Annotated in this window: 19 protein-coding genes; 2 read left to right on the forward strand and 17 right to left on the reverse strand. The window is 65.0% G+C overall.

What is annotated here, in order from left to right:
• Positions 1–3: 3 nt before the first annotated feature.
• The 16 genes from nuoC to EA796_RS05300 form a co-directional block, all read right to left on the reverse strand.
• Positions 4–1,782: an NADH-quinone oxidoreductase subunit C/D gene (gene nuoC, locus EA796_RS05225; protein ID WP_122107806.1), complete on the reverse strand. Its 1,779-nt coding sequence runs from the start codon at positions 1,780–1,782 to the stop codon at positions 4–6.
• Positions 1,782–2,456: an NADH-quinone oxidoreductase subunit B family protein gene (locus EA796_RS05230; RefSeq protein WP_021442956.1), complete on the reverse strand. Its 675-nt coding sequence runs from the start codon at positions 2,454–2,456 to the stop codon at positions 1,782–1,784. The genes nuoC and EA796_RS05230 overlap by 1 nt, the downstream gene beginning before the upstream one ends.
• 10 nt (positions 2,457–2,466) lie before the next feature.
• Positions 2,467–2,871 carry an NADH-quinone oxidoreductase subunit A gene (locus EA796_RS05235; protein ID WP_021442957.1) on the reverse strand — a complete coding sequence of 135 codons (405 nt, stop codon included), beginning with the start codon at positions 2,869–2,871 and terminating at the stop codon, positions 2,467–2,469.
• Positions 2,872–3,461: 590 nt separating this feature from the next.
• Positions 3,462–3,836, reverse strand: coding sequence for a hypothetical protein (locus EA796_RS05240; protein WP_021442958.1), 375 nt, complete (start codon positions 3,834–3,836; stop codon positions 3,462–3,464).
• A gap of 149 nt (positions 3,837–3,985) precedes the next feature.
• The gene (locus EA796_RS05245) at positions 3,986–5,989 is read right to left on the reverse strand and encodes a PhoX family phosphatase (protein ID WP_122107807.1); all 2,004 of its coding nucleotides are present in this window, start codon (positions 5,987–5,989) and stop codon (positions 3,986–3,988) included.
• A gap of 263 nt (positions 5,990–6,252) precedes the next feature.
• On the reverse strand, positions 6,253–7,848 hold the full coding sequence (locus EA796_RS05250) for an isocitrate lyase (RefSeq protein WP_021445845.1): 1,596 nt from the start codon (positions 7,846–7,848) through the stop codon (positions 6,253–6,255).
• A 558-nt stretch (positions 7,849–8,406) separates the two neighbouring features.
• Entirely contained in the window at positions 8,407–9,216 is an 810-nt protein-coding gene (locus EA796_RS05255) for a secretin N-terminal domain-containing protein (protein WP_122107808.1), read from the reverse strand.
• Entirely contained in the window at positions 9,213–9,854 is a 642-nt protein-coding gene (locus EA796_RS05260; protein ID WP_122107809.1) for a histone acetyltransferase HPA2, read from the reverse strand. Before EA796_RS05260 ends, EA796_RS05255 begins: the two co-directional genes overlap by 4 nt.
• A gap of 8 nt (positions 9,855–9,862) precedes the next feature.
• The gene (locus EA796_RS05265) at positions 9,863–10,288 is read right to left on the reverse strand and encodes a GNAT family N-acetyltransferase (protein WP_021445848.1); all 426 of its coding nucleotides are present in this window, start codon (positions 10,286–10,288) and stop codon (positions 9,863–9,865) included.
• Positions 10,281–11,447 carry a cupin domain-containing protein gene (locus EA796_RS05270; protein WP_021445849.1) on the reverse strand — a complete coding sequence of 389 codons (1,167 nt, stop codon included), beginning with the start codon at positions 11,445–11,447 and terminating at the stop codon, positions 10,281–10,283. The genes EA796_RS05265 and EA796_RS05270 overlap by 8 nt, the downstream gene beginning before the upstream one ends.
• Positions 11,448–11,525: 78 nt before the next feature.
• The gene (gene purB, locus EA796_RS05275) at positions 11,526–12,896 is read right to left on the reverse strand and encodes an adenylosuccinate lyase (protein WP_122108004.1); all 1,371 of its coding nucleotides are present in this window, start codon (positions 12,894–12,896) and stop codon (positions 11,526–11,528) included.
• A gap of 147 nt (positions 12,897–13,043) precedes the next feature.
• Positions 13,044–13,907 carry a DMT family transporter gene (locus EA796_RS05280; protein WP_122107810.1) on the reverse strand — a complete coding sequence of 288 codons (864 nt, stop codon included), beginning with the start codon at positions 13,905–13,907 and terminating at the stop codon, positions 13,044–13,046.
• Positions 13,908–13,912: 5 nt separating this feature from the next.
• Positions 13,913–14,533: a high frequency lysogenization protein HflD gene (gene hflD, locus EA796_RS05285; protein ID WP_122107811.1), complete on the reverse strand. Its 621-nt coding sequence runs from the start codon at positions 14,531–14,533 to the stop codon at positions 13,913–13,915.
• On the reverse strand, positions 14,530–15,642 hold the full coding sequence (gene mnmA, locus EA796_RS05290; RefSeq protein ID WP_122107812.1) for a tRNA 2-thiouridine(34) synthase MnmA: 1,113 nt from the start codon (positions 15,640–15,642) through the stop codon (positions 14,530–14,532). The genes hflD and mnmA overlap by 4 nt, the downstream gene beginning before the upstream one ends.
• 106 nt (positions 15,643–15,748) lie before the next feature.
• Positions 15,749–16,189 (reverse strand): NUDIX hydrolase, encoded by a 441-nt coding sequence (locus EA796_RS05295; RefSeq protein WP_122107813.1) that lies wholly within the window; start codon positions 16,187–16,189, stop codon positions 15,749–15,751.
• 78 nt (positions 16,190–16,267) lie between these two features.
• The gene (locus EA796_RS05300) at positions 16,268–18,496 is read right to left on the reverse strand and encodes an NADP-dependent isocitrate dehydrogenase (protein ID WP_122107814.1); all 2,229 of its coding nucleotides are present in this window, start codon (positions 18,494–18,496) and stop codon (positions 16,268–16,270) included.
• Positions 18,497–18,862: 366 nt separating this feature from the next.
• Between EA796_RS05300 and icd the strand changes: the two genes are divergently transcribed.
• A complete protein-coding gene (gene icd / locus EA796_RS05305) occupies positions 18,863–20,119 on the forward strand; it encodes an NADP-dependent isocitrate dehydrogenase (protein ID WP_122107815.1) in 1,257 nt (418 codons plus the stop codon).
• A 69-nt stretch (positions 20,120–20,188) separates the two neighbouring features.
• Here the strand turns inward: icd and cspD are convergent, their stop codons facing one another.
• Positions 20,189–20,452 (reverse strand): cold shock domain-containing protein CspD, encoded by a 264-nt coding sequence (cspD, locus tag EA796_RS05310; RefSeq protein WP_031303859.1) that lies wholly within the window; start codon positions 20,450–20,452, stop codon positions 20,189–20,191.
• Between the two features lie 231 nt (positions 20,453–20,683).
• Between cspD and clpS the strand changes: the two genes are divergently transcribed.
• The gene (clpS, locus tag EA796_RS05315; RefSeq protein WP_031303861.1) at positions 20,684–21,046 is read left to right on the forward strand and encodes an ATP-dependent Clp protease adapter ClpS; all 363 of its coding nucleotides are present in this window, start codon (positions 20,684–20,686) and stop codon (positions 21,044–21,046) included.
• The last annotated feature ends 20 nt before the right edge of the window (positions 21,047–21,066 follow it).

The raw sequence follows: 21,066 nt of genomic DNA on the forward strand, positions 1-21,066 counted from the left end.
TGATTAGCGATCCACGTCGGCCATAACGAAATCGATACTACCCAGGTAGGCGATCAGGTCCGCCACCAGGCTGCCCCTGATCACCGCCGGTATCTGCTGCAGATGGGCGAAGCTCGGGGTGCGGATGCGCGTGCGATAACTCATGGTGCTGCCGTCGCTGGTTAAGTAATAGCTGTTGATGCCCTTGGTTGCCTCGATCATCTGCAGGCTCTCGCCGGCGGGCATCACCGGGCCCCAGGACACCTGGAGGAAGTGGGTGATCAGCGTCTCGATATGCTGCAGCGTGCGTTCCTTGGGCGGCGGCGTGGTCAGCGGGTGGTCGGCCTTGTAGGGGCCGGCGGGCATGTTGTGCAGGCACTGCTCGATGATGCGCAGGCTCTGGCGCATCTCCTCGACGCGGATGATGCAGCGATCAAAGGCGTCGCCGTTGGCGGTCAGCGGCACCTCGAAGTCGAAGCGCTCGTAGCCGGAGTAGGGGCGCGCCTTGCGCAGGTCGAAGTCCAGGCCGGTGGCGCGCAGGCCCGAGCCGGTGACGCCCCAGTCCAGGGCCTGGCGAGTGTTGTAGGCAGCCACGCCGACGGTGCGTCCGCGCAGGATGCTGTTGTCCAGCGCGGCCTTCTGGTACTCGTCCAGGCGTTTGGGCAGCCAGTCGACGAACTCGCGCACCAGCTTGTCCCAGCCGCGCGGCAGGTCGTGGGCGACGCCGCCGATGCGGTACCAGGCCGGGTGCATGCGGAAACCGGTGATGGCCTCGATCACCTGGTAGGCGCGCTGGCGGTCGCTGAAGGTGAAGAACACCGGGGTCATGGCGCCGACGTCCTGGATGTAGGTGCCGAGAAACAGCAGGTGACTGTTGATGCGGAAGAACTCGGCGAGCATCACGCGGATCACCTCGACCCGCTCCGGCACGCGGATGCCGGCCAGCTTCTCCACCGCCAGCACGTAGGGCAGGTTGTTCATCACCCCGCCGAGGTAATCGATCCGATCCGTATAGGGGATGAAGCTGTGCCAGCTTTGCCGCTCGGCCATCTTCTCGGCGCCGCGGTGGTGGTAGCCGATCTCCGGCACGCAGTCGACGATCTCCTCGCCGTCCAGTTGCAGGATGATGCGGAAGGCGCCGTGGGCCGAGGGGTGGTTGGGGCCGAGGTTGAGGAACATGAAGTCCTCGTGGGCGCCGTGACGCTGCATGCCCCAGTCCTCGGGGTTGAAGCGCAGCGCCTCCTGCTCCAGGTCCTGCTTGGCCGCATCCAGGCTGAAGGGGTCGAACTCGGTGGCGCGCGCCGGGTAGTCCTTGCGCAGCGGGTGGCCCTGCCAGGTCGGTGGCATCAGCAGGCGGGTCAGGTGCGGGTGGCCGTCGAAGCGGATGCCGAACATGTCCCACACCTCGCGCTCGTACCAGTTGGCGTTGGGCCAGATGGCGGTGGCGCTGGGCAGGCTGAGGTCGTCCTCGGCGAGGGCGACCTTGAGCAGTACATCGCTGTTTCGCTCGATCGACAGCAGGTGGTAGAACACGCTGAAGTCTGCCGCCGGCAGGCCTTCGCGCTTGGTGCGCAGGCGCTCGTCCATGGCGTGCAGGTCGTACAGCATCAGGTAGGGGCGCGGCAGCTGGCGCAGCGCGCGCAGCACCGCCGGCAGGCGTTCGCGGCCGAGCCAGAGCACCGGCATGCCGGTGCGGGTCGCCTGCACCACGAAGGCGTCGGCGCCGAACAGCGCCTGCAGCTCGGCGACCACGTCGTCGTGGCCGGCGGGCGAGGGGGCGAGGCGGGCGCTGCTGGTGCTCATCAGATCTCGTCCGGGCTGCGCAACTGGGTGACCTGGATACGCTCGGCGCGATTTTTCTCGCGCTGCGAGGGCATCTCGGCGCGGTACACGCCCTGATCGCCGACCACCCAGGACAGCGGCCGGCGTTCCTCGCCGATGGACTGCTGCAGCAGCATCAGACCCTGCAGGAAGGCCTCCGGGCGCGGCGGACAACCCGGCACGTAGACGTCCACCGGGAGGAACTTGTCGACGCCCTGGACCACCGAGTAGATGTCGTACATGCCGCCGGAATTGGCACACGAGCCCATGGAGATCACCCACTTGGGTTCGAGCATCTGTTCGTACAGACGCTGGATGATCGGCGCCATCTTGATGAAGCAGGTGCCGGCCACCACCATGAAATCGGCCTGGCGCGGCGAGGCGCGGATCACCTCGGCACCGAAGCGGGCGATGTCGTGCGGCGCGGTGAAGGCGGTGGTCATCTCCACGTAGCAGCACGACAGGCCGAAGTTGTAGGGCCACAGCGAATTCTTGCGGCCCCAGTTGACCGTCTGGTGCAGCACCTGCTCGAGGCGGCCCATGAAGACGTTGCGGTGCACCTGGCCGGCCAGCGGGTCGTCGACCAGCTCGCGCTCGCCCATGGGGTAGCGGCTGCCGGGGGCGTCGGGATCGATGCGGGTGAGCTTGTATTGCATCGCGATGACCTCAGGGTTTGCGTGCGCCGAGGCGCCGGCGGCGTGCCTCGGGGGCCCAGTCCAGGGCGCCGACGCGCCACAGGTAGAGCAGCCCGGCGAGCAGGATGAGGATGAACACGGCGGCCTCGATCAGCCCGGCCCAGCCGCTTTCGCGCACGGCGATGGCCCAGGCGAAGAGGAACAGCGCCTCGACGTCGAAGATCACGAAGAGCATGGCCACCAGGTAGAACTTGGCGGAGAAGCGCAGCCGCGCGCTGCCGGTGGGCACGATGCCGGACTCGAAGGGTTCCTCCTTGCTGCGCCCCCAGGCCTTGCCGCCGAGCAGGCTGGATACGCCGAGCATGAAGGCGCACAGGCCGCCCACCGCCACGAGGAACACTGCCAGCGCCCAGTGCTGGGCGAGCGTTTCGTTCATCACCGTACCCCCGCGAGTGAAATCACTACAGAGGACGGACCGCGTGCTGCTGGATCGATGCGGCCCATCGACCGGGCTGACCGTCGGCTGCAGTGGACGGAAGTTCTCCCATTCCCCGGAAAAGCCTCCATCCCGAACCCACTGGCCTAGCTCCAGTGATTTAAATGCTAGGCGCAGTTATCGGGTTGCGCCGGTATAAATTTCAATATCGTCAGGACATCCAGCAGGGGCGGCATCTGCAGCTTATGGCTGGAAAGGCCATGAATCCGATTGGATGAGCACAACTGGCGAGTCGGAGGCTGAGGTTGGCGAAACTGCAACAGTCGCCATCCCCGCGCAGGTGGGCTCTGTACTACCTGGGCTCCCGCCTTCACGGCAGTGAGGGTAAATGGCCCTGTCAGAACCCTCTTAGTGGCTACTAAATAGCGATAAATAATGAAAAGAGGTGGAGCTATCTCCAATTGATATGTTCCATCGCTCTAGCCGACGTCCCGCTTCGCACAGGCTGCGCCAATCCGAGGCCATGTCCGTTTCGTTGGGGACCTTGCCTTGCCTGGTGCTGCGGGCCTCGAGCGGGACGTCCGAATGGTTCACATCGAATTGATGTAGTCGCGCATCTGCTGGGCCCGCTTGAAGAAGCCGGCGTCGAGCAGCAGCAGGCGGTTGTCATGGCGCCAGGCCACCGCCCAGTTCTCCACCAGATGGCCGTTGCGGTCGATATTGACGATGACCCGGTTCTGGCTGCGGCCGTGCATGGTCTTGCCGCTGCCGGGGCAGTCGCGCTTGAGGAAATGACCGTTCCAGCTGACGCCGCACTCGCGCAGCTCATGACCGCCGTAGTAGGCATGGCTGGTGTTGCGATCCAGCTTGCCCTTGTCGATCAGCCCCTGCATCTGCCCCAGGGTATCGGCAAAGCCGCGGTGCTCCTGTTCGTTGTCGTTGTAATTGAGGGTGGTCAATGGCATGGCGGGGCTCCCGGTAGTGATGGATGGCACCGGCGCTCGCGCTTCTTCGGGCGAGTCGAGCGGCTTCTTCAGCGTAGAAGCTGGTGCCGTACCGTGCCGGTGCGAGGGAGCTCCCTCTCCCGTTGCGGGAGAGGGGATCGCCAGCGCGCTCAGAGCAGCGGTTTGCCGTCGTCGCGGGTGACGATCACGGTGGCCGAGCGCGGGCGGCGGCCGGGGCCGTCCGGCCAGGTGCTGCGGAAGTTGGTGGGGGTGGAGCCTTCACCCGGGTGCTGGATATTGACGAACAGGGTGCGGAAGTCCGGGGTGGCGGCGATGCCCGTGACTTCGCAGCCCACCGGGCCGACCAAAAAGCGCTTCATCTCGCCGGTACGCGGGTCGGCCACCAGCATCTGGTTGTTGCCGAACGGGCCGCTGGCCAGCTGGCTGCCGCTCATGTCGGTCTGGATCCACAACCGGCCATCGTCGTCGAACCACAGGCCGTCCGGGCTGGCCAGGCGGTTGTCGGCGCTCAGCGGCTTGCCGTTGACATCCAGGCTGTCGCCTTCCGGGCCGGCCAGCAGGAACAGGCTCCAGGCGAACGCGCGGCCGGCGTAGTCGCGGCTCAGTTCGCGCCAGCGGATGATATGGCCGTAAGCGTTGGCCGGACGCGGGTTGGCGGCATCGGCGACGGTGCGCGAGCTGTTGTTGGTGAGGGTGAAGTAAACCTCGCCGTTGTGCGGGTTGACCGCGCCCCATTCCGGGCGATCCATCTTGGTGGCACCGACGATGTCGGCAGCCAGGCGGGTATTGATCAGCACCTCGCCCTGGTCGGCGAAGCTCACCCCGGCGGCCTGGCAGGCGGCCTGGAAGGCCTTGTCCTGGATGTCCAGCGCCAGCCATTCGCCCTTGCCGTCGGCCTTGAAGCGCGCCACGTAGAGGGTGCCCTCGTCGAGCAGGCTGCCGTCGCTGCGACCCGGCAGGTACTTGCCGCGGCTGACGAACTTGTAGATGTACTCGTTCTGCGAGTCGTCGCCGGAATAGCAGACCACCGGCCGGCCCGGTTTGACCGGGGCGAACACCAGACCCTCGTGGGCGAAGCGACCCAGCGCGGTGCGCTTGACCGGGGTGGATTCCGGGGCGAAGGGGTCGATCTCGACGATCCAGCCGAAGTGGTTGGGCTCGTTGCGGTAGTCGCCTGTGGCATCGGCGGCCAGGCGGGTGGCGTTGAAGCGCTGGAATTCGTCGCCGGCCAGGTGGTCCCAGCCGTAGCGGCTAGCGCTGCCGACGCCGTAGCGGGTCAGTTCACGCGGGCGCTCGGCGTCGCCACTGGCGAAGTAGCCGGCCCAGTTCTCCTCGCAGGTCAGGTAGGTGCCCCAGGGCGTGAAGCCGTTGGCGCAGTTGTTCAGGGTGCCGCGGGTGACGGTGCCGTCCGGGCTGTAGCGGGTCCGGAGCAGGGCGTGGCCGCGCGCCGGGCCGGCGATCTGCATCGGCGTGGCGCCGGTGATGCGGCGGTTGCGGGCGCTGGGCAGCACCTCCCATTGGCCGCGCACGCGGCGCACTTCCACCACCGAGGCGCCATGGGCGTTGATTTCCTTGCGCACTTCGTCGGCGCTGCTGCGCTTGCCATTCACCAGCGTCGGGCCGTTGGGGTGCAGCAGCGGCGCGTCGATGTACTCGTGGTTGAGCACCAGCAGACCGTGGTCGCTGTTACGACCGCCGCCGCGCTGGCCGTCGATGGGGAAGAAGTGCATGCCGTCGTGATGCATGCCGACCTGGTCGGCCTGGTCGGCGGCGCTGTTGCCGGCGTTGTCGAGAAAGGCCGGAAAGCTGCCGCGGATCGGCGTGCCCCAGGGAATGAAGGGCGTGGCCTTGTAGCCGGGCGGCACGCTGATGGTGTCGGCGCGGGTCACCGCCACCGGGCTGAACGGCAGGCGCCTGCCGCGCTTGTCCAGGCGCTCGAGCAGGTCCTTGAGCGGGTTGCCGGCGGCCTCGGCACTGCCGGGCAGGGCCACGCCGAGAAAGCCCATGACGCTGAGCGCGGCGCCGCCGGCGACCACCTGGCGGCGGCTCAGGCCGGCTTCGATCAACTCGTTGATATGGGGATTGGCGGAGGCGTTGCTGAGCGGCTCGTCGCCGTTGCCGAATAGCACGTCTTGCTCGTGTTCATTGCGCATGGGGGGCTCCTGAGGCTGATCGACGGAGCCATGACGCTAACCAAGCAAGACGACGGGAAAGTGACAACGGCTGTGCGCTGCTGCACAAATCTGCCCGGAGGACGGGCCGTAGGGGGCGTCGTGCGCAGCAGTCGTTGCCAGCGGCAGCGCTGCGCACGACCGCGGCGGCCCGCGACTCAGGCATAAAAAAGCCCCGGCAAGGCCGGGGCGGATTAGGCAAACGAGACGCTGCGGGTGCGTGGCCCGCAGCGGGGGAACCGTTCTTAGTGGAACTGGTTCATGGTGTTGTCTTTACCGCTCGCCTTCAGAGCAGCTTCGCCAGCGAAGTACTCCTTGTGGTTGTCGCCGATGTCGGAGCCAGCCATGTTCTGGTGCTTGACGCAGGCGATGCCCTGGCGCAGTTCCTGACGCTGTACGCCCTTGACGTAGGCCAGCATGCCCTGGTCGGCGAAGTAGCCCTTGGCCAGGTTGTCGGTGGACAGCGCGGCAGTGTGGTAGGTCGGCAGGGTGATCAGGTGGTGGAAGATGCCGGCGTGGGCCGAACCGTCGCGCTGGAAGGTGCGGATCTTCTCGTCGGCGATCTGGGCCAGTTCGGTTTCGTCGTACTCGACGCTCATCAGCTTGGCGCGGTCGTAGGCGGAAACGTCCTTGCCTTCGGCAACCATGGCGTCGAACACCTGCTGACGGAAGTTCAGGGTCCAGTTGAAGGACGGGCTGTTGTTGTACACCAGCTTGGCGTTCGGGATGACTTCACGGATGCGGTCAACCATGGCCTTGATCTGGCCAACGTGCGGCTTCTCGGTTTCGATCCACAGCAGGTCGGCGCCGTTCTGCAGGCTGGTGATGCAGTCCAGGACGCAGCGGTCTTCGCCGGTGCCGGCACGGAACTGGAACAGGTTGGACGGCAGGCGCTTCGGACGCAGCAGCTTGCCACCGCGGTTGATCACCACGTCGCCGTTGCCCAGCTCGGCAGCGGACACTTCTTCGCAATCGAGGAAGCTGTTGTACAGGTCGCCCAGGTCGCCCGGCTCTTTGGTCACGGCGATCTGCTTGGTCAGGCCGGCGCCCAGGGAGTCGGTACGCGCAACGATCACGCCGTTGTCGATGCCCAGCTCGAGGAAGGCGTAGCGAACGGCAGCGATCTTGGCGAGGAAGTCGGCGTGCGGAACGGTCACTTTACCGTCCTGGTGGCCGCACTGCTTCTCGTCGGAAACCTGGTTCTCGATCTGGATGCAGCAGGCGCCGGCTTCGATCATGCGCTTGGCCAGCAGGTAGGTGGCTTCCGGGTTACCGAAGCCAGCGTCGATGTCGGCGATGATCGGCACGATGTGGGTTTCGTAGTTGTCGATCTGCTTCTGGATCTCGGCCGCCTTGGCGTGGTCGCCAGCGTCACGAGCGGCGTCCAGGGCGGTGAACAGCAGGTCCAGCTCGCGGCTGTCGGCCTGACGCAGGAAGGTGTACAGCTCTTCGATCAGGTCGGAGACGGCGGTCTTCTCGTGCATCGACTGGTCCGGCAGCGGGCCGAAGTCGGAGCGCAGGGCGGCGACCATCCAGCCGGACAGGTAGAGGTAGCGCTTGTTGGTGGTCTTCAGGTGCTTCTTGATCGAGATCAGCTTCTGCTGACCGATGAAGCCGTGCCAGCAGCCCAGCGACTGGGTGTAGACGGAGGAGTCGGCGTCGTACTCTTCCATGTCCTTGCGCATGATGTCAGCGGTGTACTGAGCGATTTCCAGACCGGTCTTGAAACGGTTCTGAGCGCGCATACGGGCGACGGACTCGGGGTTGATAGCGCTCCAGCTGCTGCCGAACTTCTCTTTCAGAGCGGCTACAGCCTTGATGTCGTTTTGATATGCGGACATGGTCAATCCTTCAAAAAATGTGTTGGTTGAGCACCGACTACCCACTCAATGCGTGCACGGATGCAGCGGCTGCGGGAGGCTTCCACTTTGACGGCGAGAAAACGGCTGGGGTGAGGATTGACCGCGAGGAGGGGGGATGTGGCGAACAGTTCGGGCGCTTGGCGTGGGCCGGTCGGCTCGTGGAAACCTTGGGCACCTGCCGGGCTGTCGATCTGTCTGACGCTAAACGCTTCCCCGTCCCTCAGGACAACTTCGTTCCAGTCGCAACCTCGTCGTACGGCCTTGTGGGCTGTTGGGACACGGACCGCTACGAAGTGCTTCGTTGGCGATCTGGAGATCCTTTTCAGGACCCCTGGCTAGCGGGAGCGAGGCCATCATGCCTCTCGGCAAAAGCTTCGTCAAACGTTTTGTAGTGGTTTTTTTAGACTACTACATATTCTCAAGACGACCGGCTGGTCATGGCGGAAACCCTCTGGTGCGGGCGTTTCCAGCGTTGCGCGGGATTGCGGGGGCTGTCCATTGGTCGAAAGCGGCGAGGGGCTGCGACTTTGGTCGGGGTCAGTCGAGGGCTTCGACCTTCAGGCGCAGGGTCATGTCTTCGCGGCCCTGGGTGGTGCGTCGCTGGAGGATGTCGCGGCTGCTGGAGGCGGTGTCCTCGTTGACCCCGCCGAGGGTGATCCATTCGCCGAGGCGGCCGCTGACCCGGGTGTCGGTGCTCTGCACGTCGATCACGCCGGGACGGTGGGCGTTGAGGCGGTCGCGCTGGCTGCTGATGCTGACGTGCACCAGCTCGCCGGAGAGGGTGGCGGTGACATAGAAGCCGCGGGTCACATCGCGGTACTGGGTGTCCTGGTAGACCTGGCCGTAGGGGCCGGTGCTGGTGGTGGTCAGCGGCACGCTCTGGCCGACCTGGATCAGCGCCGGATAGCCCTCGGTGGCTTGCACCTGCTGGGTACCGCCGCCGCGGCTGTCGGTGCTGCGGCGGATGATGCGCACCTGGTCGCGGCCACCCACTTCGCCGCGGCCGACCTGCACCTCGGCGTCGCCGGCGCTGAGGCTGCCGTCGACCCGGTAGCCGCGGTCGCTCTGGTAGTTGCTGTCGCTGCTCTCCACGCTGATCAGCAGGCGTCGCGGGCGGGTGTCGAGCTGCTCCAGCAACTGGCGCACCTCGTCGATCTTGGCCGGCGAGGCGTTGACGATCAGCTGGTTGCCGTAGGGGCTGACCCGGCCCTCGTTGCCCAGCACCGACTGCACGACGCCGATCACCTCGTCGGCGGTGCGGTAGTTGAGCGGGATCACCTCGGTGGCCGCCTGCAGCGGCAGGCACAGGCCGAGAAGCAGGGCGGCGAGCAGGGCACGCAGGGTCATAGCAGGAAACTCCGCAGATCGGGATCGCTGATGCTGGTATCCCAGGCCTGGTCGAACTGCGCCTGGCGCTGGCGCACCCGCGCCGGGTCGCGGTACAGGGCGTAGCCGGCCTGCTGGCCGAGCTCGGGGCGCAGCAGCAGGCCCTGGTCGTCGGCGATCAGGTAGGCCAGTTCTTCACTGGGATAATCCGGGTTGAGTTTGCGGATATGCAGGTTGGAGGACAAGCGCCGCGACAGGCCGAGCAGGCGATGCCCCTCCTTGACCGCGCGGGTCGGGTCGCGCACGAGGATGCGCAGGCGCGCGCGCGGCCTGGCCAGAAGGAAGCGGGTGCAGGCCTGCTGCACGCTGCCGTGATGGTAGAGCCAGGGTTCCAGGTCGTCGCTGTACAGGCACAGGCTGCGCTGCGCCTGCTGGATCAGCGCCAGCACATGGGCACGCGCCTGCTGTGGCTGGCTGAAGCGCTCCAGGCGCTCGTGAGCGCCGAGGACGAAGGGCGCCGGCTCCCATTGCGGGGCGTCCGCCGTCGCCGGCTCGGGGTTGTGCACGGCAAAACGCCCCGGCGATTCGAACTCGATAGCCGCGAGCTCGGCCGGCTGCGGGGTATCGCTCGTCTCGAGCGGGGCGTCTTGGTCGTCCATTGCGGCCTCTACTGGCGGGTGCGCACCATGTCCACGTGCGGGATGCCGGCGTCGAGGTACTCGCCGCTGACTATCTCGAAGCCTAGCCTTTCATAGAACGGCGTGGCGTGCACCTGGGCGCTGAGCATTTGCCGATCCAGGCCGCGTTTTTCCGCTTCCGCGATCACCGCCTGCATCAGCGCCTCGCCGACCTTGAGGCCGCGCCAGTCCTTGAGTACCGAGACGCGGCCGATATGGCCGTCCGGCAGCAGGCGCGCGGTGCCCACCGCGTAGTCGCCTTCCTCGGCGAGAAAATGCACCGCTTCGGCGTCTTCGGCGTCCCATTCCAGCTCCGGCGGCACGGCCTGTTCGGCGACGAACACGCTTTCGCGGATACGCCGCAGCTCGGCGTTGTCCTTGTGCCAGTCCGCGACGCGAACTCGGATCTCACTCATCGGCGAACCCCAGACTACCTTGCTTGACCAGTTCCCAGAGCAGGGTACGCCCCTCGTCATCGGCCAGCCAGGCGCCAAGGTTATCGATATGTAACGCATCGGCGCTGCAGATCAGCTTGAGCAGCTCGCGCAGGCGCGCCGACACCAGGCGGCTCTGGCCGCTGGCGAACAGCACCAGATCCTCGCCGACTTCCGACCAGGCCATGCGCGCGCTGGGGTTGCGGATGATCACGGCGCCGTCTTCCAGACTGCCCAGAAATTCTTCTTCGTCGATCTCGATGCCGGCGACTAGCTCCGGATACTTGGGCTCGGTCATGAACTGGCCGAACCAGGTCATCAGCAGGCGCTCGTCGCTCATGTGCTCGTTGAGCAGGGCCTTCAGGCGCTCCAGGGCGTCGCGCTGGATCTGGTTGGGATCCTCGCTCGGCTGGATATCGGCGTCGCTGTAACGCTCCTCCTCGGGGAGGAACTGGCCGAGAAAATCGGTGAAATGGGTCAGGACTTCGGCGGCGCTCGGCGCGCGGAAACCCACGGAATAAGTCATGCAATCATCCTCAGCGGTGCCACAGTGGGCGAGGCGCGGCGGCAGGTAGAGCATGTCGCCGGGTGCCAGCACCCATTCATCGGTTGGTTCGAATTCGGCCAGGATCTTCAGATCGGCGTGGGGCAGCAGCGGGCTTTCGGAGTCGCACATCTGGCCGATCTGCCAGCGGCGATGACCGTAACCCTGCAGCAGGAAAACGTCGTAGTTGTCGAAATGCGGGCCGACGCCGCCGCCGGGCGCGGCGAAGCTGATCATCAGGTCGTCGATGCGCCACTTGGGCAGGAACTTGAAGTCCTCCAGCAGTTCGGCCACTTCCGGGACGAACTGGTCGACCGCCTGCACCAGCAGGGTCCAATCGCGCTCGGGCAGGTTCTGGAAGCTGTCCTCGGCGAAGGGGCCGCGTTGCAGTTCCCAGGGGCGTTCGCCGTGCTCGATGACCAGGCGCGACTCGACTTCTTCCTCCAGGGCCAGGCCGGCCAGCTCGTCCGGGCTGATCGGGCTTTCGAAGCCGGGCACGGCCTGGCGCACCAGCAGCGGTTTCTTCTGCCAGTAGTCGCGCAGGAATTCACGGGCTGTGAGGCCACCCAGCAGTTGCAGCGGAGTATCAGGATTCATCAGTAAGCCATTGAAATAGAAAAAAACCTTAAAACAAAAACGCCCGGCTCAGCCGGGCGTCCTCGAGGCTGGTGCGGATCAGATGCGCTGGGCCTGGGCCACCGCGTTGCCGATGTAGCGGGCCGGGGTGAGTTGCTTGAGCTCGGCCTTGGCCTCGGCCGGCATGTCCAGGCCGTCGATAAAGGCCAGCAGCGCCTCGGGGCTGATGCCCTTGCCGCGGGTCAGCTCCTTGAGCTTCTCGTAGGGGTTCTCGATGGCGTAGCGGCGCATGACGGTCTGGATCGGCTCGGCGAGCACTTCCCAGCAAGCGTCCAGATCTTCAGCAATACGCTGAGCATTGAGCTCCAACTTGCTGATTCCCTTAAGGCTGGCTTCGTAGGCGATCACGCTGTGGGCGAAGCCGACACCGAGGTTGCGCAGCACGGTGGAGTCGGTCAGGTCGCGCTGCCAGCGGGAGATCGGCAGCTTGCTGGCCAGGTGCTGGAAGATCGCGTTGGCGATGCCGAGGTTGCCTTCGGAGTTCTCGAAGTCGATCGGGTTGACCTTGTGCGGCATGGTCGAGGAGCCGATTTCGCCGGCCACGGTCTTCTGCTTGAAGTAACCGAGGGAGATGTAGCCCCAGACGTCGCGGTCGAAGTCGATGAGGATGGTGTTGAACCGGGCGATGGCGTCGAACAGCTCGGCGATGTAGTCGTGCGGCTCGATCTGGGTGGTGTAGGGGTTGAAGGTCAGGCCCAGGTCGCCTTCGATGAACTGGCGGGCGTTGGCTTCCCAGTCGATGGCCGGGTAGGCGGACAGGTGGGCGTTGTAGTTGCCCACGGCGCCGTTGATCTTGCCCAGCAGCGGCACGGCGGCGACCTGAGCGATCTGCCGCTCCAGGCGGTAGACCACGTTGGCCAGCTCCTTGCCCAGGGTGGTCGGCGAGGCCGGCTGGCCGTGGGTGCGCGACAGCATCGGCACCTCGGCGAACTTCACCGCCAGTTCACGGATGGCGCCTGCCAGCTGCCGCATCAGCGGCAGCAGCACGGTGTCGCGGCCTTCGCGCAGCATCAGGGCGTGGGACAGGTTGTTGATGTCCTCGCTGGTGCAGGCGAAGTGGATGAACTCGCTGACCTTGTCCAGCTCCGGCAGCTTGGCGGCCTGCTCCTTGAGCAGGTATTCCACGGCCTTGACGTCGTGGTTGGTGGTGCGCTCGATTTCCTTGACGCGCTCGGCGTGCTCGACGGCGAAGTTCTCCGCCAGCTGGTTGAGCAGGGCGTTGGCTTCGGCGGAGAAGGGCGCGACTTCGGCGATGCCTTCGTGGGCGGCCAGACGCTGCAGCCAGCGCACTTCGACCAGAACGCGGCTACGGATCAGGCCGTATTCGCTGAAGATGGGGCGCAGGGCGCTGGTTTTGCCGGCGTAGCGGCCGTCGACGGGGGAAACCGCGGTGAGCGAGGAAAGCTGCATATGGGCGTTCTCGAGCTGTCGGGCTGAAAAGCCATCCGGGTTGCTGCGCATCGCGCCTGCTCCGATGAAGCGGGCTCTAGCTCAGGTGCCTGGACGGCCTCTGACGAAAAGGGCGCATATCATACATGAAAACGTCCGGCTGACCGCCTATGCGTTGCGCCGGGCGACCGACAGCAGGCTGGCGGCGAAGATCAGTGCGGCGCCGAGCAGTGACAGGCGATCGGGCATCTCGCCCCACAGCAGCCAGGCGATTATCCCGGCGAAGACGATGGCCAGGTAGGCGATCGGGCCGATCAGCCCCGGCGGCGCCAGGCCGTAGGCGCGCGACATGATGATCTGGCTGGCGGTGGCCAGCAGGCCGATGCCCAGCAGCCAGCCGAGCTGGTTGGCGGCGAGCGGCTGCCAGCTCCAGCTCAGCGGAATGGCGGAGAACAGCGCACTGAACAGCGAGAAGTAGAAGACGATGCGCGTCGCCGGCTCGCTGTCGCTCATCTCGCGGATGGAGACGAAGGCGAAGGCGGCCAGCAGGCTGGCGGCCAGGCCGATCAGCGCCGGGCCCTCGAACAGCGCGGCGCTGGGCTTGGCCACCAGCAGCACGCCGAGCAGGCCGATCAGGCTGGTGAGCAGCATGCGCCGGGTCAGCGGCTCCTTGAGCCAGAAGTGGGCGATCAGCGGGGTGAACACCGGCGCCGAGTAGGTGAACAGCATGGCGTCGGCCAGCGGCAGGTGGGCGATGGCGTAGAAGAAGCAGTACATCGCCGCCAGGCCGTAGGTGGTGCGCCACAGGTGCGATTTCAGCCGTGTCGTGCGCAGCGGGCGTACCCCGCGCACCAGCAGCAGCGGCAGGAAGAACAGCACGCCGACCAGGTTGCGGAAGAACACCACCGACTCATTGTTGACGCTGGCCGAGATTTCCCGAATGCCGACGCCGGTAAGGGCGAACAGCAGGGCGGACAGGGCCAGCAGCAGGGCGCCCTGCAGCGGCTTGACGCTGCGGCTCGGCGCGCCCATGGCGGTCAGCTGCGCATCAGTTGGTAGAGTTCCTTGAGCAGCTTGCCGCGGCTGAACACCAGCTGCCAGCGGTGACCGCCGAGCTGGCGCCACAGCCGCGCCGAACGGATGCCGGCGAGCAGCAGGGCGCGGATCTTCGCCGCGTTGCTCGGCTGTTGCAGAAAACGCATGTCGCCGTGCACCTGGATGCGCTGGCGGAAGGTGCTGATGGTGTCCTGGTACAGCCCGCCGCAGGCGGCGATGACGTTGTCGTGGACCAGGCCGAAGTGCTCGACCTGCTGCTGGATCTGATCCAGGCGGCTGCCCATCACCTGCAACATGTCGCCACGCTTGTCCAGCTGGCGTTCCAGGCCGAGCAGGGCCAGGGCGTAGCGCAGCGGCTCGCGCTGCAGCGCCGCGGGGTTGCGCTCCAGCGAGCTGGCCAGCGCGCGATAACCGTCGCGCAAGTTGAGGTCGTCGCCACCGTAGACGTCGAGCGTACTCTTCGGGTCGCGCACCAGCAGGCTGCCGAGCATGCAGCTCATCGACGCCTCGCTGACCTGGCCGGTGCGGGCGATCTTGTCGGCCAGCACGGCGGCCTCGAACACGGCGCCGAGGGCGACCAGTTGTTCCTGCGTCGGGTTCATCGGGCGTCCTCGTACCAGGGCTCGGCGGTCTCGATCACGCCGCCACCGAGGCACACCTCGCCGTCGTAGAACACCACGGACTGGCCGGGCGTCACGGCGCGCTGCGGCTCGTCGAACACGGCGCGGTAGCCGCTTGCGGTCTGCTCCAGGGTGCAGGCCTGGTCGCCCTGGCGGTAGCGCACCTTGGCGCTCAGGCGGCGCGGGCTGCTCAGGTCCACCGGGTTGACCCAGTAGATATCCGAGGCGAGCAGGGCGCGGGAGAACAGCCAGGGGTGTTCGTTGCCCTGGCCGACGATCAGCACGTTGCGCGTCAGGTCCTTCTTCAGCACGTACCAGGGATCGTCGCCGGCGTCCTTGAGGCCGCCGATACCGAGGCCCTGGCGCTGACCGATGGTGTGGTACATCAGGCCATGATGGCGGCCGATGACCTGGCTCTCGGTGGTCTCGATATCACCCGGCTGGGCCGGCAGGTACTGCTTGAGGAAATCGCTGAAGCGGCGCTCGCCGATAAAGCAGATGCCGGTGGAATCCTTCTTCTTCGCCGTGGCCAACTCGTATTTCTCGGCGATGGCGCGCACCTGCGGCTTTTCCAGCTCGCCGACCGGGAACAGGGTCTTGGCGATCTGCTCGCCGCCGACGGCATGCAGGAAGTAGCTCTGGTCCTTGTTCGGATCCAGGCCCTTGAGCAGCTCGGTGCGGCCGTCGACGTCGCGGCGGCGCACATAGTGGCCGGTGGCGATCAGGTCGGCGCCGAGCGACAGGGCGTAGTCGAGGAAGGCTTTGAACTTGATCTCGCGGTTGCACAGGATGTCCGGGTTCGGCGTGCGCCCAGCCTGGTATTCGGCCAGGAAGTGCTCGAACACGTTGTCCCAGTATTCCGCGGCGAAGTTGGCGGTGTGCAGCTTGATGCCGATGCGCTCGCACACGGCCTGGGCGTCGGCCAGGTCGTCCATGGCGGTGCAGTATTCGGTGCCGTCGTCTTCGTCCCAGTTCTTCATGAACAGGCCTTCGACCTGATAACCCTGTTCCAGCAGCAGCAGGGCGGAAACGGACGAGTCGACGCCGCCGGACATGCCGACGATCACGCGTTGGGTGCTAGGTGCTTGCATGGGAGTCTGCGAGTGAAGCCTGAAAAACTGGCGAGTCTACCAGAAAGCCTGCACCCGACGTGTAGGGCGTACTCGCGAAGCAGTACGCCAAGCGCGGGCTATTGTTTCAATCGCGCACCAGCTCCAGCGACCCGCGGATGCCCGCCAGGTAATCGTCCACGCAGCGCAGCACCAGTTCGCTGCGCCAGCGCTCGGGTTGCGCGGCCAGTTCGTCGCGGCTCAACCAGGCGATGCCGTGGATGTCGCTGTCCAGTGCGCGGGCCGGATCGTGGCGCAGCGGGTGGGCGATAAAGCACACCCGTTGGTAGGTCACGGCATTGCTCGGCGCGGTATAGAGGTAGATGCCGAGCAGGCCGCTCAGCGCCACCTCCCAGCCGGTTTCTTCGAGGGTTTCGCGCAGCGCGGCCTGGCGCAGCGATTCATTGGCCTCCAGGTGCCCGGCGGGCTGGTTGAGCACCAGGCGGCCAGCCTTGAACTCCTCGACGAACAGGAAGCGGCCCTGGTCCTCGATGACCGTGGCCACGGTGATATGGGGCTGCCACTCCATTTCTGCTTCTCCAGTGATCTCTATGCAAAAAAGAACCCCGGCACTATGGCCGGGGTTCTCCGTGTTGCCGAGCCCTTATCAGGCGTTCAGCGCGGCCAGAGCGGCGTTGAAGGTGGCGCTGGGGCGCATCACCTGGCTGGTCAGCTCGGGGTTGGAGCGGTAGTAGCCACCGATGTCCACCGGTTTGCCCTGGACGGCGGCCAGTTCGGCGACGATGGTCGCTTCCTGCTCGGTCAGGGTCTTGGCCAGCGGGGTGAAGCGTGCCTTCAGCTCGGCGTCTTCGTTCTGCGCGGCCAGGGCCTGGGCCCAGTACAGCGCCAGATAGAAGTGGCTGCCACGGTTGTCCAGCTCGCCGACCTTGCGCGCCGGGGACTTGTTGTTGTCCAGCAGTTTGCCGGTGGCTTCGTCCAGGGTCTTGCCGAGGATCTTGGCCTTGAGGTTGTCGGTCTTGATCCCGGTTTCTTCCAGGGAGACGGCCAGGGCCAGGAACTCGCCGAGGGAATCCCAGCGCAGGTAGTTCTCTTCGACCAGCTGTTGTACGTGCTTGGGCGCCGAACCGCCGGCACCGGTTTCGTACATGCCGCCGCCGGCCATCAGTGGCACGATGGACAGCATCTTGGCCGAGGTGCCCAGCTCCATGATCGGGAACAGGTCGGTCAGGTAGTCGCGTAGCACGTTGCCGGTCACCGAGATGGTGTCCAGGCCGCGGATCATGCGCTCCATGGACACGCGGATGGCTTCGTTGTAGCCCATCATGCGGATGTCCAGGCCAGTCAGGTCGTGGTCCTTCAGGTACAGCTCGACCTTCTTCTGCAGCTCGCGGTCGTGCGCGCGCTCCGGGTCCAGCCAGAAGATGGCCGGGGTGTTGGACTGACGGGCGCGGGTGACGGCCAGTTTGACCCAGTCGCGGATTGGCGCGTCCTTGGTCTGGCAGGCGCGCCAGATGTCGCCGGCCTCGACCTGGTGCTGCATCAGCACGGTGCCGTCGGCAGCGACGACGCGCATGGTGCCGTCGGCGGTCATTTCGAAGGTCTTGTCGTGGGAGCCGTATTCCTCGGCCTTCTGCGCCATCAGGCCGACGTTCGGCACGCTACCCATGGTGGTCGGGTCGAACGCACCGTTGGTTTTGCAGAAGTTGATCATTTCCTGATAGATGCGCGCGTAGGTGCTCTCAGGCATGACGGCCTTGGTGTCTTTCTGCTTGCCGTCCTTGCCCCACATCTGGCCGGAGTTGCGGATCATCGCCGGCATCGAGGCGTCGACGATGACGTCGCTCGGGATGTGCAGGTTGGTGATGCCCTTGACCGAGTCGACCATGGCCATTTCCGGGCGATGGGCGTAGACCTCGTGGATATCGTGCAGGATCTCTTCCTGCTGCGAGGCGGGCAGGGCCTTGATCTTGTCGTAGACGCTGCTGATGCCGTTGTTCGGGTTGACGCCCAGCTCCTTGAACAGCTCGCCGTACTTGTCGAACACGTCCTTGTAGTAAACGCTGACGGCGTGGCCGAAGACGATCGGGTGGGAGACCTTCATCATGGTCGCCTTGACGTGCAGGGACCACATCACGCCGGTTTCCTTGCAGTCCTGCAGGGTCTTCTCGAAGAAGTCGCGCAGCTTGCGGCAGCTCATGAACATGCTGTCGAACACTTCGCCTTCCTGCAGGGCGAGCTGCTTCTTGACCTCGACCTTGCCGTCCTTGCCGACGAACTCGATGCGCACGTCACCGGCCTTGGCCATGGTGATCGACTGCTCGCTGGAGAAGAAGTCGCCGCCGCGCATGTAGTCGGCGTGGGACTGCGAGGCCATGCTCCACTTGCCCATGCTGTGCGGGTGCTTGCGCGCATAGGCCTTGACCGCGGCCGGGGCACGGCGGTCGGAGTTGCCTTCGCGCAGCACCGGGTTCACCGCACTGCCGAGTACCTTGGCGTAACGGGCACGGACTTCCTTCTCGGCGTCGCTCTGCGGGTCTTCCGGGTAGTCGGGCAGGGCGTAGCCCTGGGCCTGCAGCTCGGCGATGGCGCCCTTGAGTTGCGGCACCGAAGCGCTGATGTTGGGCAGCTTGATGATATTGGCTTCGGGCTGGGTGGCCAGTTCGGCCAGCTTGGCGAGGTCGTCCTCGATGCGCTTGTCGGCGCCCAGTTGGTCGGCAAAGCTTGCCAGGATCCGTCCAGCAAGAGAGATGTCGCGAGTTTCGACGGAGATGTCAGCCGATGCGGCGAAAGCTTCTACAATGGGCAGAAGCGAATAGGTGGCGAGGGCTGGAGCTTCGTCGGTGAAGGTGTAGATGATCTTCGAAGGGGTGGACATTTAGAGTTAACTCTCTTCTTTGCTGAGCGTGCACAGAAACTCGACGTGCGCGGGTAGGCGCCTGAACCCGGTCATTGATCGGGCTGGAGTCGAGGACTCGCCGCGGTGATGTTGGATGCACCAGTAGAGTGTCGAGCATTTCGAGCCAGCCAGCGGTGATAGCCACTGGCCGGTTTCAAGAGGTTGCCGTCCGGTTCGGGACGGGCGCCCCTTATGACTCGTTAGTCACCTAAGCAGTATATCACTGCGACGCCGCGTCGCAGAATGCCCAGTTGTATAAGACCAACGAACATGTGGTTCCACCCGATTCAACTGCGCTACTCTCGGGGGATTGCGCACAGTTCTAACCACAAGATGGAGTCCAGCATGGGATACCAAAAGATCCAGGTGCCAGCCAGCGGTGACAAAATCACCGTCAATGCCGACATGTCGCTCAATGTGCCGAACAACCCGATCATCCCCTTCATCGAGGGTGATGGTATCGGCGTGGATATTTCCCCGGTGATGATCAAGGTGGTCGACGCCGCCGTCGCGAAAGCCTATGGCGGTGCGCGCAAGATCTCCTGGATGGAGGTCTACGCCGGCGAGAAAGCTACCCAGGTCTACGACCGGGACACCTGGCTGCCCAAGGAAACCCTGGAGGCGGTACGCGACTACGTGGTGTCGATCAAGGGCCCGCTGACCACGCCGGTGGGTGGCGGTATCCGCTCGCTCAACGTGGCCCTGCGCCAGGAACTCGACCTTTATGTCTGCCAGCGTCCGGTGCGCTGGTTCGAAGGCGTGCCCAGCCCGGTGAAGAAGCCCGGTGACGTGGACATGGTGATCTTCCGCGAGAACTCCGAGGACATCTATGCCGGCGTCGAATGGAAGGCCGGCAGCCCTGAGGCCGAGAAGGTCATCAAGTTCCTCACCGAGGAAATGGGCGTCAAGAAGATCCGCTTCACCGACATGTGCGGCATCGGCATCAAGCCGGTTTCCGAGGCGGGCACCAAGCGTCTGGTGCGCAAGGCGCTGCAGTACGCCGTCGACAACGACCGCAGCTCGGTAACCCTGGTGCACAAGGGCAATATCATGAAATTCACCGAGGGCGCGTTCAAGGAGTGGGGCTATGAGATCGCCCGCGACGAATTCGGCGCCGAGCTGCTCGATGGCGGCCCGTGGATGCAGTTCAAGAACCCGCGCACCGGCAAGAACATTGTGGTCAAGGACGTGATCGCCGACGCCATGCTGCAGCAGATCCTGCTGCGTCCGGCCGAGTACGACGTGATCGCCACGCTCAACCTCAATGGGGACTACCTGTCCGACGCCCTGGCGGCGGAGGTCGGCGGCATCGGCATCGCGCCGGGCGCCAACCTGTCCGACTCGGTGGCCATGTTCGAGGCGACTCACGGCACTGCGCCGAAGTACGCCGGCCAGGACAAGGTCAATCCGGGCTCGGTGATCCTCTCCGCCGAGATGATGCTGCGGCATATGGGCTGGGTCGAGGCGGCCGACCTGATCATCAAGGGTACCAACGGCGCCATCGCCGCCAAGACCGTGACCTACGATTTCGAGCGCCTGATGGAAGGGGCGACCCTGCTGTCCTGCTCGGAGTTCGGTGACGCGATGATCGCGCACATGTAGCGGCGGGTTGTCGCACAAAGAAAGGCCGGTCAATTGACCGGCCTTTTTCGTGGCGATTTGCCAGGGTACTCAGACTTCGACAGTGCTAGCGGTACTCTGCGCCTGGGGTACTGCCGCAGGGGCGTCCTGGGCGGCGGCACTGATATTGACGGCGTGTAGTCCTTTCGGGCCCTGCACGATCTCGAAGCGGACCGGCTGGCCGGCCTTGAGTGTTTTGTAACCTTCCATCTGGATGGCCGAGTAGTGGGCGAACAGGTCCTCATCTCGGCCGTCGGCCAGGATGAATCCATAGCCTTTGGCGTTGTTGAACCACTTGACCTTACCGCTGAGCATGCTGATATCCCTCTGCAAAGGACTCCATCTCTGGAGTATCATCCACTTCGATTCCGCGCGAAAACCAACCAGGCTGGGCGAGGGCGCGGAACCCCTGATACCCACTAATGGGTATTTATTGTTTGTAACACCCTTTTGCCGATAGTCAAGGCTATGCGGCGGACGGCTGAGAAGTCAGTCAAACTCCCTCTAGCATCCCTGTTCGTCCGGCCCTGAACCTCTGATTTCAGCATGCATGCAAGTAGCCAGATTCGACTAACATTCAATCAGGATCACCCGGCAGAGCATGAGGACGATTCCTCCGGCGTTGCTGTTCAGGAATCCAAGCCAGCATTACAGGCACCACCGATGTACAAGGTGGTCTTATTCAATGACGACTACACCCCGATGGATTTTGTCGTCGAAGTGCTCGAAGTGTTTTTCGGCATGAACCGGGAGCTGGCGACCAAGATCATGCTGACCGTCCATACAGAGGGGCGGGCGGTATGCGGCGTGTTCACCCGTGATATCGCGGAGACCAAGGCCATGCAGGTCAATCAGTACGCTAGGGAAAGCCAGCATCCGCTACTCTGTGAGATCGAGAAGGACGGTTAATGCCGGCCACTTGGGTATGA

The sequence above is a fragment of the Pseudomonas sp. AOB-7 genome, from assembly GCF_003696305.1.
Taxonomy (GTDB): Bacteria; Pseudomonadota; Gammaproteobacteria; order Pseudomonadales; family Pseudomonadaceae; genus Aquipseudomonas.

Coding starts and splice junctions, on each gene's coding strand:
- EA796_RS05240 (WP_021442958.1), bottom strand. CDS start 3,836: ATGCCATTGACCACCCTCAATTACAACGACAACGAACAGGAGCACCGC.
- clpS (WP_031303861.1), top strand. CDS start 20,684: ATGCATGCAAGTAGCCAGATTCGACTAACATTCAATCAGGATCACCCG.
- EA796_RS05295 (WP_122107813.1), bottom strand. CDS start 16,189: ATGGAGTGGCAGCCCCATATCACCGTGGCCACGGTCATCGAGGACCAG.
- purB (WP_122108004.1), bottom strand. CDS start 12,896: ATGCAGCTTTCCTCGCTCACCGCGGTTTCCCCCGTCGACGGCCGCTAC.
- EA796_RS05230 (WP_021442956.1), bottom strand. CDS start 2,456: ATGCAATACAAGCTCACCCGCATCGATCCCGACGCCCCCGGCAGCCGC.
- EA796_RS05260 (WP_122107809.1), bottom strand. CDS start 9,854: ATGGACGACCAAGACGCCCCGCTCGAGACGAGCGATACCCCGCAGCCG.
- hflD (WP_122107811.1), bottom strand. CDS start 14,533: ATGAACCCGACGCAGGAACAACTGGTCGCCCTCGGCGCCGTGTTCGAG.
- mnmA (WP_122107812.1), bottom strand. CDS start 15,642: ATGCAAGCACCTAGCACCCAACGCGTGATCGTCGGCATGTCCGGCGGC.
- EA796_RS05270 (WP_021445849.1), bottom strand. CDS start 11,447: ATGAATCCTGATACTCCGCTGCAACTGCTGGGTGGCCTCACAGCCCGT.
- EA796_RS05235 (WP_021442957.1), bottom strand. CDS start 2,871: ATGAACGAAACGCTCGCCCAGCACTGGGCGCTGGCAGTGTTCCTCGTG.
- cspD (WP_031303859.1), bottom strand. CDS start 20,452: ATGCTCAGCGGTAAGGTCAAGTGGTTCAACAACGCCAAAGGCTATGGA.
- icd (WP_122107815.1), top strand. CDS start 18,863: ATGGGATACCAAAAGATCCAGGTGCCAGCCAGCGGTGACAAAATCACC.
- EA796_RS05280 (WP_122107810.1), bottom strand. CDS start 13,907: ATGGGCGCGCCGAGCCGCAGCGTCAAGCCGCTGCAGGGCGCCCTGCTG.
- EA796_RS05245 (WP_122107807.1), bottom strand. CDS start 5,989: ATGCGCAATGAACACGAGCAAGACGTGCTATTCGGCAACGGCGACGAG.
- nuoC (WP_122107806.1), bottom strand. CDS start 1,782: ATGAGCACCAGCAGCGCCCGCCTCGCCCCCTCGCCCGCCGGCCACGAC.
- EA796_RS05300 (WP_122107814.1), bottom strand. CDS start 18,496: ATGTCCACCCCTTCGAAGATCATCTACACCTTCACCGACGAAGCTCCA.
- EA796_RS05250 (WP_021445845.1), bottom strand. CDS start 7,848: ATGTCCGCATATCAAAACGACATCAAGGCTGTAGCCGCTCTGAAAGAG.
- EA796_RS05255 (WP_122107808.1), bottom strand. CDS start 9,216: ATGACCCTGCGTGCCCTGCTCGCCGCCCTGCTTCTCGGCCTGTGCCTG.
- EA796_RS05265 (WP_021445848.1), bottom strand. CDS start 10,288: ATGAGTGAGATCCGAGTTCGCGTCGCGGACTGGCACAAGGACAACGCC.